The organism is Streptomyces flavotricini (assembly GCF_020639365.1).
GTDB lineage: Bacteria > Actinomycetota > Actinomycetes > Streptomycetales > Streptomycetaceae > Streptomyces > Streptomyces flavotricini.
Map to the genome: position 1 here is coordinate 5,890,686 of NZ_JAINUL010000001.1, position 13,199 is coordinate 5,903,884.

General features: G+C 71.4%; 13 protein-coding genes. 8 read left to right on the forward strand and 5 right to left on the reverse strand.

Annotated features, from left to right (window positions below; all coding sequences use genetic code 11):
- Positions 1 to 15: 15 nt before the first annotated feature.
- Complete coding sequence (locus tag K7B10_RS26790) at positions 16 to 1,305, forward strand: WxL domain-containing protein (protein WP_229339829.1); 1,290 nt, start codon at positions 16 to 18, stop codon at positions 1,303 to 1,305.
- A 79-nt stretch (positions 1,306 to 1,384) separates the two neighbouring features.
- Positions 1,385 to 2,335: a GTPase Era gene (era, locus tag K7B10_RS26795; protein ID WP_030384631.1), complete on the forward strand. Its 951-nt coding sequence runs from the start codon at positions 1,385 to 1,387 to the stop codon at positions 2,333 to 2,335.
- A gap of 83 nt (positions 2,336 to 2,418) precedes the next feature.
- Here the strand turns inward: era and K7B10_RS26800 are convergent, their stop codons facing one another.
- The 3 genes from K7B10_RS26800 to K7B10_RS26810 all read right to left on the reverse strand — a co-directional run bounded on the left by K7B10_RS26800 (position 2,419) and on the right by K7B10_RS26810 (position 4,523).
- On the reverse strand, positions 2,419 to 3,084 hold the full coding sequence (locus K7B10_RS26800) for an SAM-dependent methyltransferase (protein WP_229339831.1): 666 nt from the start codon (positions 3,082 to 3,084) through the stop codon (positions 2,419 to 2,421).
- A 94-nt stretch (positions 3,085 to 3,178) separates the two neighbouring features.
- A complete protein-coding gene (locus K7B10_RS26805) occupies positions 3,179 to 3,448 on the reverse strand; it encodes a protealysin inhibitor emfourin (RefSeq protein WP_229339833.1) in 270 nt (89 codons plus the stop codon).
- A 10-nt stretch (positions 3,449 to 3,458) separates the two neighbouring features.
- Positions 3,459 to 4,523 (reverse strand): M4 family metallopeptidase, encoded by a 1,065-nt coding sequence (locus K7B10_RS26810; protein WP_229339835.1) that lies wholly within the window; start codon positions 4,521 to 4,523, stop codon positions 3,459 to 3,461.
- 364 nt (positions 4,524 to 4,887) lie between these two features.
- On the opposite strand from K7B10_RS26810, the gene leuA reads away from it, so the two are divergent.
- Entirely contained in the window at positions 4,888 to 6,651 is a 1,764-nt protein-coding gene (gene leuA, locus K7B10_RS26815) for a 2-isopropylmalate synthase (protein WP_229339837.1), read from the forward strand.
- Between the two features lie 60 nt (positions 6,652 to 6,711).
- Here the strand turns inward: leuA and K7B10_RS26820 are convergent, their stop codons facing one another.
- The gene (locus tag K7B10_RS26820; protein ID WP_229339839.1) at positions 6,712 to 7,470 is read right to left on the reverse strand and encodes an SDR family NAD(P)-dependent oxidoreductase; all 759 of its coding nucleotides are present in this window, start codon (positions 7,468 to 7,470) and stop codon (positions 6,712 to 6,714) included.
- A 160-nt stretch (positions 7,471 to 7,630) separates the two neighbouring features.
- Here K7B10_RS26820 and K7B10_RS26825 point away from each other — a divergent pair, with 160 nt between their 5' ends.
- From K7B10_RS26825 to K7B10_RS26845, 5 genes are all read left to right on the forward strand, one after another.
- Positions 7,631 to 8,326 (forward strand): TerB family tellurite resistance protein, encoded by a 696-nt coding sequence (locus K7B10_RS26825; RefSeq protein ID WP_030862512.1) that lies wholly within the window; start codon positions 7,631 to 7,633, stop codon positions 8,324 to 8,326.
- Positions 8,327 to 8,812: 486 nt separating this feature from the next.
- Complete coding sequence (locus K7B10_RS26830) at positions 8,813 to 10,441, forward strand: nucleobase:cation symporter-2 family protein (RefSeq protein WP_229339841.1); 1,629 nt, start codon at positions 8,813 to 8,815, stop codon at positions 10,439 to 10,441.
- An 86-nt stretch (positions 10,442 to 10,527) separates the two neighbouring features.
- Positions 10,528 to 11,274: a DNA repair protein RecO gene (gene recO, locus K7B10_RS26835; RefSeq protein WP_229339844.1), complete on the forward strand. Its 747-nt coding sequence runs from the start codon at positions 10,528 to 10,530 to the stop codon at positions 11,272 to 11,274.
- Positions 11,275 to 11,285: 11 nt separating this feature from the next.
- Positions 11,286 to 12,110: an isoprenyl transferase gene (locus K7B10_RS26840; protein WP_030862524.1), complete on the forward strand. Its 825-nt coding sequence runs from the start codon at positions 11,286 to 11,288 to the stop codon at positions 12,108 to 12,110.
- A 56-nt stretch (positions 12,111 to 12,166) separates the two neighbouring features.
- The gene (locus K7B10_RS26845; RefSeq protein WP_229339846.1) at positions 12,167 to 12,697 is read left to right on the forward strand and encodes a hypothetical protein; all 531 of its coding nucleotides are present in this window, start codon (positions 12,167 to 12,169) and stop codon (positions 12,695 to 12,697) included.
- A 22-nt stretch (positions 12,698 to 12,719) separates the two neighbouring features.
- Here K7B10_RS26845 and K7B10_RS26850 read toward each other — a convergent pair whose 3' ends face one another.
- The gene (locus K7B10_RS26850; protein ID WP_099892502.1) at positions 12,720 to 13,154 is read right to left on the reverse strand and encodes a Fur family transcriptional regulator; all 435 of its coding nucleotides are present in this window, start codon (positions 13,152 to 13,154) and stop codon (positions 12,720 to 12,722) included.
- Positions 13,155 to 13,199 lie beyond the last annotated feature (45 nt).

Sequence of the window (13,199 nt, forward strand, 5' to 3'; positions counted from 1 at the left end):
AGCAGGAGATGGTCGGTGGCCGTCGGCGTGGCCGCGCTCGCGGCGACGACCGGGGGCGCGCTGAGCCCTTCCGCCGCGGCGGAAGGCGAGGCACCGTCCGGGCAGGTGGAGTTCCCGACGCACTGCGCGGCGCCGCCACAGGCGGGTCTGCCGCCCGCCGACGGGCCGACCACGGCCCGGATCACCGTGGACGACCCGGCCCCGAAGGCCGGCGACACGGTGACCGTCACGTACCAGGTGGCCCGCACCCCTGCCGTGAACCCGATGGGCGCCGGACTCCCGGCCGACGTGCTGACCCCGACGGGGCGGATCGTGCTGGGGGGTGCGCAGAGCGGTGAGGTCACCGTCGTGGGGGCGAAGCGTAACGATCCCGTCGAGGCGGGGGCGGCGCTGCCGGCCGTCACGATGACCGGCACGTTCACCGTCACCGGGGCCGGCGGGATCACACTGGCCCCAGGCGGCTACACGCTGCACACCAGCCACATGGTGGACCTGGACACCACCTGCGCCGTGGTCGGGGCGCCGGTGTCGGAACGGCTCACCGCGAGCCCTCTGCCCCGGGCCAGCCTGCGGTCGCTCGCGCTCGGCACGGCGTACGGGAGACCCGGCGCCGAGGTCGAGGTCACCGGCGCCGGCTTCGCCCCGGGCGCGGCCGTGACGGTGGCCGGCCGCGCGGGCGCCGCCGAGACCGCGGACCGGGTGGCGGCGACGGCGGACGAGCGGGGCGGGATCCTCGCGCGGCTGCCCGTCACCGACAGGGCGACGACGGCGGTGGTGGCGTACGAGGGCGCGGCGTGGTCGGCGCGGCGGGGCTCGGGCCCGGCGGCGTACACGGTGGTCGCGGCGGCGCCGACCGCGACGCAGCGGGTGTCGGCGGTGGTCGGGCCGGGCGCGCTGTCGATGACCCAGGCGGGCGAGTCGATCACGCTGGGCGGGGTCTCGTACGGGCAGGGCGGCGCGGCCCCGGGCCGGATCGGGACGGTCACGGTCACGGACGCCCGGGGCGGACCGGCGGGATGGACGCTGACCGGCAAGATCACGGAGTTCACGGGGCCGGGCGGGGTCCGGATCCCGGGCGCCTCGCTGAGCTGGACCCCCAGGTGCACGGTGGCGCCGGGCGGCACGGGCCGGTGCGTGGCCGGCGGCGCCGGGGCGGTCGGGCCGGAGGGGGCGGTGCTGGCGTCGGCGCCGGACGCCGCGCAGGCGGGCGGGGCCTTCACCATCGACGCGACCGTCACCCTCCGGGTGCCCCCCTACACCCCGCCGGGCGCGTACCGGGCGGTCCTGACCCTGACCCTCTCGTGAGCCCGGCGGCGGCCGTTGCGGGGCCCGCCCGGCCCTCCTCGCGGCGGGCTGGTCGGCGCCGGGACCCGCATCGGGGAGAATGGCCCGTATGAGCGATCGTTCCCCCGAGTCCACCGCCCCGCACCGTGCGGGCTTCGCCTGCTTCGTCGGCCGCCCCAACGCGGGGAAGTCGACCCTGACCAACGCACTCGTGGGCACCAAGGTCGCGATCACCTCCAACCGGCCGCAGACCACCCGCCACACCGTCCGCGGCATCGTGCACCGCCCCGACGCCCAGCTCGTACTGGTCGACACGCCCGGTCTGCACAAGCCGCGCACCCTGCTCGGCGAGCGGCTGAACGACGTCGTGCGGACCACGTGGGCCGAGGTCGACGTGATCGGCTTCTGCCTGCCCGCCGACCAGAAGCTCGGCCCCGGCGACAAGTTCATCGCCAAGGAGCTCGCGGGGATCAAGAAGACCCCCAAGATCGCCATCATCACCAAGACCGACCTGGTCGAGTCCAAGCAGCTGGCCGAGCAGCTCCTCGCCGTGCACCAGCTCGGCGCCGAGCTCGGCTTCGAGTGGGCAGAGATCGTCCCCGTCTCGGCGGTCGGCGACACCCAGGTCCAGCTGCTGGCCGATCTGATCGCGCCGCTGCTGCCGGAGAGCCCGCCGCTGTACCCGGAGGGCGACCTCACCGACGAGCCCGAGATGGTGATGGTCGCGGAGCTGATCCGCGAGGCGGCGCTGGAGGGCGTACGGGACGAGCTCCCGCACTCCATCGCCGTCGTGGTCGAGGAGATGATCCCCCGGGAGAACCGCCCGGCGGACCGCCCGCTGCTGGACATCCACGCGAACGTCTACATCGAGCGGCCCAGCCAGAAGGGCATCATCATCGGCCCGAAGGGCTCCCGGCTGAAGGAGGTCGGGATGAAGTCGCGCAAGCACATCGAGGCGCTGCTCGGCACCCCGGTCTTCCTCGACCTGCACGTCAAGGTCGCGAAGGACTGGCAGCGCGACCCCAAGCAGCTGCGCAAGCTCGGCTTCTGAGGCGCGCGGCCGCACCGCACGACGACGGACGGACGCGGCCCCTGGCGGGGGCCGCGTCCGTCCGTCGTCCTGGTGTCGGGCCGCTACGCGGGCCGGCGTACCCGCACCACGTTGTCCGTACGGTGCCCCGGCGTACCGTCGGGCTTCTCCTGGACCCGCTCGGTCTCCTCGGCCCGCAGCACCTCCCAGCCCGCCGTGACCGGCTCCAGCTGCGCGAGGACCTCCTCGGGCGTGGGGAAGTGCGCCTCCTCCCGGTCCTCCTGCCAGGGTGCCCATCCCGCGTGGCCGACCACCAGCAGGGTGCCGCCGGGGGCCACGGCCGCGGCGGCCCTGCGCAGGACGGCGTCACGCGGGAAGTCCCCGTAGTTGTGCAGGAAGCAGGCCGAGACGAGGTCGAACTCCCCCTGCGGGAAGGACTCCGTGAGATCGTGCCGCGCGAAGGAGACCCGGTCCGCGACCCCGGCGTCCACCGCGTGCCCGGCCGCCCGGCCGAGGGCGACCCCGGAGATGTCGGTGCCGGTGACGGTCCACCCGCGGCGGGCCAGCCAGACGGCGTCGCCGCCCTCCCCGCAGCCGAGGTCCAGGGCCCGCCCCGGGGCGAGGCCGGACACCTCGCGCACCAGCATGGCGTTGGCCTCGCCGCTCCAGATCCGGTCGCTCTCCGCGTAGCGGCCGTCCCAGAACTCCTCTCCCGCCGGGGGGCCGGACGCCGGGGGGTGCTGCGTGTGCGTGTGCGCGTGCTCGGTCATGGGTTCCTCTTCCCGTACGGATGCCGGTACGGCCGATGCTCCGCCCGGCCCGCCCGCACGGGCAAACCTTGTTGCCGTTCCGGCAACACGCCGCTCAGGCGCCCTCCTTGAGCAGCCGGGAGATCAGCGTCCGCTGCGCCTCCGACAGGTTCGGCTCCCGGCAGGACACGGTGCGGTCGTCGACGGTGATCCGGTACGAGAACCCGTCCCGGATCCGGTCCGACCCGGGGGCGGGCGGGACGGGCCGCAGCGCCAGCCGGGCCAGGGCCCGCCACTCCTCCTCGTCGGGCCGGCCCGAGGTGTCCACCTCGGCCCGGCGCTCGATGCCCGCGAAGCCGCCCGTCCGCACCACCAGAATCCGCATGTCCTGCGTCCTACCCCAGGCCGACGGCCGACCACGCCTTCTGGAGGGCCTGGTGCTCCGCTCCGCCGTCCCCGTACCGGGCCACGGCGGCCGCCACCGACAGCCGGGCGAAGTCCTTGAAGTCCGCGTCCGAGGCCAGCTCGCCGCCCGTCAGCGTGTCGTACCAGATCCGCCCGGCCCGCTCCCAGGCCTTGCCGCCGAGCTCGGTCGCCAGCAGGTAGAAGGCGTGGTTCGGGATGCCCGAGTTGATGTGCACCCCGCCGTTGTCCTGCGAGGTCTTCACGTAGTCGTCCATCGTCGCCGGCTGCGGGTCCTTGCCGAGCTCGTCGTCGTCGTACGCCGTGCCCGGCGCCTTCATCGAGCGCAGCGCGACCCCGCTGACATCCGGCCCCAGCAGGCCGGCGCCGATCAGCCAGTCCGCGTCCTGGGCCGTCTGGTCCAGCGAGTACTGCTTGATCAGCGAGCCGAAGACGTCGGACATCGACTCGTTCAGCGCGCCCGACTGCCCGTGGTACTCGAGGTTCGCCGTGTACTGGGTGACCCCGTGCGTGAGCTCGTGCCCGATGACGTCGATCGACACGGTGAAGTCGAGGAAGATGTCCCCGTCCCCGTCGCCGAACACCATCTGCTGGCCGTCCCAGAAGGCGTTGTTGTAGTCCTGGCCGTAGTGCACGCTCGCGTCCAGGGCCAGCCCGGAGTCGTCGATCGAGTGCCGGCCGAAGCCCTTCAGGAACAGCTCGTACGTGGCGCCGAGCCCGGCGTACGCACGGTTGACGGTGGCGTCGCCGGTGGGCTCGGCGCCCTCCGCGCGCACCTTCTTCCCGGGCAGCCGGGTGCGGTGCTGGGCGTCGTAGACGGTCCGGCGGGGCGCGTCGGAGACGGGCGTCCCCACGGCGGGGGCGATGCCGCGCAGGGTCGTGACGCTGCGCCGGGTGCGCAGCAGGGCGTCCTGTTCGAGGGTGCGCTGGGCGGCGTCGGCGCGCCGGAGCTGCTCGGACCGGGCGATCTTGTCGAGCAGGTGGGGCGGGACCACCGTGCAGAAGACGGGGTGGCGGGAAACGTGGGAGGCGTCCATCCCGGCAATGTGGCAGTGAGTCATGATGCTGTCACTACTCGCAACCATGATTCATTCGGTTGTCTGAAAGCGGTCACGCCGCGTTGACGGATCGGCCGGACCTGTATCGATATAAGCGATGTACCTCACATTAGGTACAAATCGGACAGGGCGGTCCCGCATACTGAAACAGGTCCTCGCGTTACGGCGCGGCTCGGTTAGGCTCGGTCCATCATGCGTTTCGGGCTGCTTCTCCTTAGCTGCCGCGGCGAGGGTCTGTAGTCGTAGGCCGACCCCCTCCCCGCGGAGTTTGGTGTTGCGGTTTTTACGACCGCCGTCGGCCGTCCCAGCGAACTACACGCGGACACGCGAGGAGCCCAACGCCATGAGCCAGCAGCCTTTTGTCGGTCGCCCCACGCCCATCACCAACGCGACCCACACCCAGAAGACCTCCGGGATGCCGATCCACAAGTACGGCCGCTACGAGCAGGTCGACATCGCGGACCGCACCTGGCCGGACGCCCGCGTGACCAAGGCCCCCCGCTGGCTCTCCACCGACCTGCGCGACGGCAACCAGTCGCTGATCGACCCGATGACCCCCGCCCGCAAGCGCGAGATGTTCGACCTGCTGGTGCGCATGGGCTACAAGGAGATCGAGGTCGGCTTCCCCTCCTCCGGCGAGACCGACTTCGCCTTCGTGCGCTCCATCATCGAAGAGGGCGCGATCCCGGACGATGTCACGATCTCCGTACTGACCCAGGCCCGCGAGGACCTGATCGAGCGGACCGTCGAGTCGCTGATCGGCGCCAAGCGCGCCACCGTGCACCTGTACAACGCGACCGCTCCCACCTTCCGCCGCGTGGTCTTCCGCGGCTCCAAGGAGCAGATCAAGCAGATCGCCGTCGACGGCACCCGCCTGGTCATGGAGTACGCCGAGAAGCTGCTGGGCCCGGAGACCACCTTCGGCTACCAGTACAGCCCGGAGATCTTCACCGACACCGAGCTGGACTTCGCCCTGGAGGTCTGCGAGGCCGTCTGTGACGTCTGGCAGCCGTCCGAGGGCCGCGAGATCATCCTGAACCTGCCGGCCACCGTGGAGCGCTCGACGCCGTCCACGCACGCGGACCGCTTCGAGTGGATGGCCCGCAACCTGACCCGCCGCGAGCACATCTGCATCTCCGTGCACCCGCACAACGACCGCGGCACCGCCGTCGCCGCCGCCGAGCTGGCCCTGATGGCCGGCGCCGACCGCATCGAGGGCTGCCTGTTCGGGCAGGGCGAGCGCACCGGCAACGTCGACCTGATCACGCTGGGCATGAACCTGTTCTCCCAGGGCATCGACCCGCAGATCGACTTCTCGCAGATCGACGAGATCCGTCGCACCAGCGAGTACTGCAACCAGATGGAGGTCCACCCGCGCCACCCCTACGCGGGCGACCTGGTCTACACCGCCTTCTCCGGCTCCCACCAGGACGCCATCAAGAAGGGCTTCGACGCCATGGAGGCCGACGCGGCCGCCGCCGGCAAGACCGTCGACGACATCGAGTGGGCGGTCCCGTACCTGCCGATCGACCCGAAGGACGTCGGCCGCTCCTACGAGGCGGTCATCCGGGTCAACTCGCAGTCCGGCAAGGGCGGCATCGCGTACGTCCTGAAGAACGACCACAAGCTGGACCTGCCGCGCCGGATGCAGATCGAGTTCTCGCGGATCATCCAGGCCAAGACCGACGCCGAGGGCGGCGAGGTCACGCCGAAGGCGATCTGGGACGTCTTCTCCGACGAGTACCTGCCCAACCCGGAGAACCCGTGGGGCCGCATCCAGCTGCGCTCCGGTTCCACGGCCACCGACAAGGACGGTACGGACACGCTGACCGTCGAGGCGGTCGTCGACGGTGTGGACGCGGTGCTGAACGGCACCGGCAACGGCCCGATCTCGGCCTTCTTCGACGCGCTGGCCGGCATCGGCGTCGACGCCCGCCTGCTGGACTACACCGAGCACACGATGAGCGAGGGCGCCTCCGCCGTGGCCGCCTCGTACATCGAGTGCGCGATCGACGGCCGCGTCCTGTGGGGCATCGGCATCGACGCCAACACCACCCGCGCCTCCCTGAAGGCGGTCATCTCCGCCGTCAACCGCGCGGGCCGCTGATCCCTCGTACGTGAACCCCGTCCCTCCCTCCGGAGGGGCGGGGTTCCGCCGTTCCCGCCGTCAGCGGGCCAGGTAGCCGCCGTCGACTGGCAGGATCGCGCCCGTCACGAAGGAGGCCGCGTCGGAGGCCAGGAACGCGATGACCCGGGCCACCTCCTCCGGCTCGCCGAGGCGCCCCATCGGATGGGCCGCGGAGACCTCCGCCAGGTACTCGGGGCCGCCCGGCTCGTCCTTCAGCGCCAGCACCCGCTCCGTACGGATGGTGCCGGGGGCCACCGCGTTGACCCGGATCCCGCGCGCCGCCCACTCCACCGCCAGGTGTTTGGTCAGCCCCGACGCCACGAACTTCGCCGGTCCGTACGCCGCCTGCCGGGCCTGCCCGGCCACCCCCGAGACCGAGGACACGCAGACCAGCGCCCCGCCGGGCCGCTCCTGCGCGGTCATCGCCTCGATCGCGTACTTGCAGGTCAAGAACATGCCCCGGCCGTCGATCGCCATGACCCGGTCCCAGTCTTCGGGGCTGGTCTCGTTCACGTCCGAAAGAGGGAGCACCCCGGCGTTCGCCACGGCGACGTCGAGCCTGCCGTACGCCTCCACGGCCGCGTCGACCATCGCCCGGTTGGCCTCCGGATCGGCCACGTCACCCGCCACGACGGTGACGCCGATGCCCTCGGCGGCCAGATCCGTACGCAGTTCCTCGACCCCGGGGCCATTGATGTCGGCCGCGGTGACCCGGGCCCCGGAGCGGGCCAGCAACAGGGCGGTGGCCTTGCCGATGCCGCTCGCGGCACCCGTCACCAGACATGACTTCTCGTTCACGCGGCAGAGCGTAGGGAAAAACGGAGGCGTGCGGGGGCGCAGTTCGGCCAAGTCCCCTGGGTGGCGCAGGTTGTCTTGTCACACGACTGACGGATCCTCACCGATGTGGCTAACATCACGCCAAACCGGCGGTGCTGCCGGAAGGTGACGGAGGTGCGACGTGCTGCCAGTTCGGGGTGGGGACGGCCGGAAGCTGACGGTCTGGGGCATCCGTACCACCTGGAGCACCGTGGGTGACGGGGAGTTCTTCTGCCCCGACTGCGGTGGTGACCGCAACTACCGCCGGCGCACCGGGCGCCGCCGGTTCACGGTCCTCGGCGTCCCGCTGCTGCCGCGCGGAGCGGCCGGGCCCGTCATCGAGTGCCAGGGCTGCCGGGAGCGCTTCGACACCGAGGTGCTCGACCACCTGACCACCACCCGCTTCTCGGCGATGCTGCGCGATGCCGTGCACACCGTGACGCTGGCGGTGCTCGCGGCCGGCGGGACCACCTCGCGCGGGGCGCTGGAGGCCGCCGTGTCGGCCGTACGGGCCGCGGGCTTCCAGGACTGTACGGAGGAGCAGCTGGAGTCCCTGGTGGAGGCGCTGGCCACCGACGAGGGCCGGCTCGGGCTGTACGACGTACCCGAGTGCTGCGGCGCCGCGCTGGCCATAGAGCTCCACGAGGCCCTGGAACCGCTGGCTCCGCACCTCGCCGGGCCCGGACGAGAATCGATCCTGCTCCAAGGTGCGCGGATCGCGCTCGCGGACGGCCCGTACATCCCGGCCGAGCGGGAAGTGCTCGCCACGGTGGGCGCCGCCCTGCGGATCGCCTCGGAGGACGTGTCCCGTCTGCTGTCGGCGGTCCGGGCGCCGTAACCCTGGCCGGAACGGCCTCGCTCCGGGCTCGGAACGGCCTCGGTACGGCCTCGTCAGGACGTCGGCGGGGTAACGATCCGGCCTCGCGCGACGGAATCCGCCCCCCTTCGCACTCCGCGTGAAGGGGGGATTCGTGCGTTCCGGCCCCGGCCGTCCACCCCTTGGACACCCGGACGGGGCCGTGACCTGCACGTACCGGTGTCGCGACCGCTGGCATTACGCCCCTGCGCAGACATGCGCCAGTGGAGATACCCACAGATCTGACGGCCTCAGGCGTCAACACTTTGTGGAAGTCCACGATATCTGTGAGCACCCCCACAGGCGTTCAATTCCGGTCACACGACGAGACGCCGCCGGTAACACAGCGGGGCTTCGATTCACGTGAACGCACTGACAACCCTGGCGAACAAACGGGATAGCGACCCACTTCGCCCAGGGATAACCAGATTCCTCTCGTTTACCTACCTCTTGAAGGGCAAGGCAGAGATGGCACGTGTCGCCGCCCGGTTCTCCGTCAGCGGAGAGCCCAGTACGCACCCGGTCGACGAGGTGCTCCCCCTCCCCAAGCTGGCGCTGTACGGCTTCCAGCACGTACTCGCGTTCTACGCCGGTGCGGTGATCGTCCCGATCATCGTGGGCGGCGCCCTCGGCCTGACCACCGAGCAGTTGGTCTACCTGATCAACGCCGACCTGTTCACCTGCGGCATCGCCTCGATCATCCAGGCGTGGGGCATCGGTCGGATCGGCGCCCGTCTGCCGCTGATCCAGGGCGTCACCTTCACCGCGGTCTCCCCGATGATCGCCATCGGGCTCGGAGCCGGCGGCGGTACGGCGGGGCTGCTCGTCATCTACGGCGCGGTGATCACGGCCGGCATCGCGACCTTCGCCTTCGCCTGGCTGCCCCCCAAGGCCTTCCGTACGGTCATGCGGCTCTTCCCGCCGGTCGTCACCGGCACGGTGATCACCGTCCTCGGCATCGTGTTGATCCCCGTCGGCCTCAACGACGCCGCGGGCGGCCTCGGCAGCCCCGACTTCGGCGACCCGAAGAACTTCGCCTACGCCGGCGGCACGATGCTCTTCATCCTCGTCCTGATGAAGCTCGGCAAGCCCTTCCTCTCCAGCATCTCCATCCTGATCGGCCTGGTCGGCGGCACCGCCGTCGCCTTCCTCCTCGGCGACGCCAAGTTCGGCGACGTGAGCAACTCGGACTGGATCGGCATCACCACCCCGTTCCACTACGGGGCCCCGAAGTTCGCCTGGTTCCCGATCCTGCTGATGCTCATCGTCATGCTGATCACCATGGTCGAGACGACCGGTGACACGTACGCCGTCGGCGACATCGTCGGCAAGGAGATCGACAGCGAGACCGTGGCCCGCGCCCTGCGCGCCGACGGAGCCGCGACCGCCCTCGGCGGTGTCCTGAACTCCTTCCCGTACGTGGCCTTCGCCGAGAACGTCGGCCTGGTCCGCATGACCAAGGTCAAGAGCCGCTTCGTCGTGGTCGCCGCGGGCGTCTTCATGATCGTGCTCGGGCTGATCCCGAAGGCCGCCGCGATCGTCGCCGCGGTCCCGCACGGAGTGCTCGGCGGCGCGGCGACGGTGATGTTCGCGATGGTGGCGCTGGCCGGTATCCAGACCCTGGCCAAGGTCGACCTCAAGGAGGAGAAGAACGCGCTGGTCGTGGGCGTCTCCCTGGCCTTCGCGCTGCTGCCGGCGACCGTCCCGGTGCTCTTCAAGGACCACATGGACGCGGACCTGTCCTCGCTCCTCAACAGCGGTGTGACGCTCGGCGCCACCTCCGCGATCGTGCTCAACCTGATCTTCAACGGCCTGGGCAAGAACGATCCGCACCGGGACTCCCGCGCAGAGCTGCCCGCACAGTCCTCGGCCGCGCCCGACGCCGCGCCCGCGCCCGATGCCGCGTCCGCGCCCGATGCCGCGTCCGCGCCCGACGCCGCGCCCGCGCCCGAGGCGGAGGCGGAGGCGGTGCCCGCGGCGGAGGCGGCGGGTGAGGCCGAGACGGTGGCCGAGGCGACCGTCGGAGCCGCCGTGGCCGCGACCGTCCCCGCGGCCGCGAAGGCGGACGCGGGCGACGGGGCGACGCCCGCGTCCTGACCCTCCCAAGGGGCGAAGGCCCTCCGTGCGGACCCGGGTCCACACGGAGGGCCTTCCGCCGTCCCGGCACAGGCGACAATGGGCGCATGAGTCTGTTCCGCGACGACGGCATCGTGCTGCGCACCCAGAAGCTGGGTGAGGCGGACCGCATCATCACGCTCCTCACCCGGGGCCACGGCCGGGTGCGGGCCGTCGCCCGCGGGGTGCGGCGTACCAAGTCCAAGTTCGGCGCCGGGCTGGAACCTTTCTCCCACGCCGACGTGCAGTTCTTCGCCCGGGGCAGCGAGCTGATCGGCCGCAGCCTCCCGCTCTGCACCCAGACCGAGATCATCGCCCCGTACGGCAACGGCATCGTCACCGACTACGCCCGCTACACCGCCGGCACGGCGATGCTGGAGACCGCCGAGCGGTTCACCGAGAACGAGGGCGAGCCCGCCGTACAGCAGTACCTGCTGCTGATCGGCGCCCTGCGCACGCTCGCGCGCGGCGAGCACGAGCCGAACCTCATCCTCGACGCCTTCCTGCTGCGCTCCCTCGCCGTCAACGGCTACGCGCCCAGCTTCACGGACTGCGCGAAGTGCGGGATCCACGGCCCCAACCGGCACTTCTCGGTCGCCGCGGGCGGGGTCGTCTGCGGGGACTGCCGGGTCGCCGGCAGCGTCGTACCCTCGTCGGAGGCCATCGCCCTGCTCAGCGCACTGCTGACGGGCGACTGGGGGCATGCGGACGCCTGCGAGGCGCGGTACGTGCGGGAGGGCAGCGGGCTCGTCTCCGCCTATTTGCACTGGCATCTGGAGCGCGGGCTACGCTCCCTGCGATACGTCGAGAAATAGGAGCTGGGCACATGGCACGACGCGGGATTCTGGGACGCTCTCGCCGGGAGTACAAGGTTCCCGAGCCGCACCCGTCCGGTGAGCGCCCGCCGAAGATCCCCGGCGAGCTCGTCCCGAACCACGTCGCGGTGGTCATGGACGGCAACGGCCGCTGGGCCAAGGAGCGCGGGCTGCCGCGCACCGAGGGCCACAAGGTCGGCGAGGGCGTCGTGCTCGACGTGCTCAAGGGCTGCCTGGAGATGGGCGTCAAGAACCTCTCCCTGTACGCCTTCTCGACGGAGAACTGGAAGCGTTCGCCCGACGAGGTCCGCTTCCTGATGAACTTCAACCGGGACGTCATCCGGCGCCGCCGTGACGAGATGAACGAGCTGGGCATCCGGATCCGCTGGGTCGGCCGTATGCCGAAGATGTGGAAGTCGGTCGTCCAGGAGCTCCAGGTCGCCCAGGAGCAGACCGTCGACAACGACGCGATGACCCTGTACTTCTGCGTGAACTACGGCGGCCGCGCGGAGATCGCGGACGCGGCGCAGGCGATCGCGCGGGACGTGGCCGCGGGCAGGCTGGACCCGTCGAAGGTCAACGAGAAGACCTTCGCGAAGTACATGTACTACCCGGACATGCCGGACGTGGACCTGTTCCTGCGGCCGAGCGGCGAGCAGCGCACCTCCAACTACCTGCTCTGGCAGAGCGCGTACGCCGAGATGGTCTTCCAGGACGTGCTGTGGCCGGACTTCGACCGCCGCAACCTGTGGGCGGCCTGCCTGGAGTACGCCCAGCGCGACCGCCGCTTCGGCGGCGCCGTCCCGAACCAGGCGGAGCCGGGCTCCACGGCCTGATCCGAGGCGGGAAAAGGCCGTCGCGGAGGCTCGGCCGGGGGATAGGGTCCGTTGTCATGGACACGGATGGGGAACAGGTGCCGGTGCGGCTCAGCTACCGGATCACCACGGCGGACGTCGCGCAGGCGCTCCGGGCACGTGACGCCCGGGTGCCCGCGGGGCGCCGCAAGCGGCTGCTGCTGATCGTCTTCGGGGCGCTGCTGCTGGTCTTCGGGGGGCTGGCGTCCCTGGGCGGCGGCTCCCTCACCCGGCCGCTGTCCGTCCTGGGCGGCGGCGTCCTGCTGCTCGTCCTCACGTTCTTCGGCCCGCAGCTCACGGCGCGGGCCTTCGCGGGACTGCTGGCGAAGGCCGGTCAGACCACGGCGGTGATCGACGCCACGGGGCTGTGCGTGAGCACCGCCGACACGCAGTCGCGCATCAACTGGGCCGCGCAGCCGATGTACACGGAGACGGCCGACACCTTCGTCACGCTCAGCGTCGCCAAGCGGGCGGTGGCCATGACGATCCTGCCCAAGCGCGGGGCCGAGGCCCCGGCGGACGTCGACCGCCTCCGGGCACTCCTCGACCGCAATCTGCAGAAGCTCTAGGCGGGCGTTCCAGGCAGACGTTCTAGGCGGAGGCGGCGGCCGCGCAGTCGGCGCAGGTGCCGAAGATCTCCACCGTGTGGGCCACGTTCACGTAGCCGTGCTCGGCCGCGATGGACTCCGCCCACTTCTCCACGGCCGGGCCCTCCACCTCGACCGCCTTGCCGCACTTGCGGCAGACCAGGTGATGGTGGTGGTCCCCGGTGGAACAGCGCCGGTAGACCGACTCCCCGTCGCTGGTGCGCAGCACGTCGACCTCGCCGGCGTCGGCGAGCGACTGGAGGGTGCGGTACACGGTGGTCAGGCCCACCGAGTCGCCGCGGTGCTTGAGCATGTCGTGCAGTTCCTGGGCGCTGCGGAACTCGTCCACCTCGTCCAGCGCCGCGGCGACGGCTGCCCGCTGCCGGGTGGATCGTCCTCGTACTGGCGCGGTATTCATCTCGCCAGGCGCAGTCGCCACCGGTTCCTCCTCGTATCGGCCTCGGCCCATTGTGCCAGGCGGCCG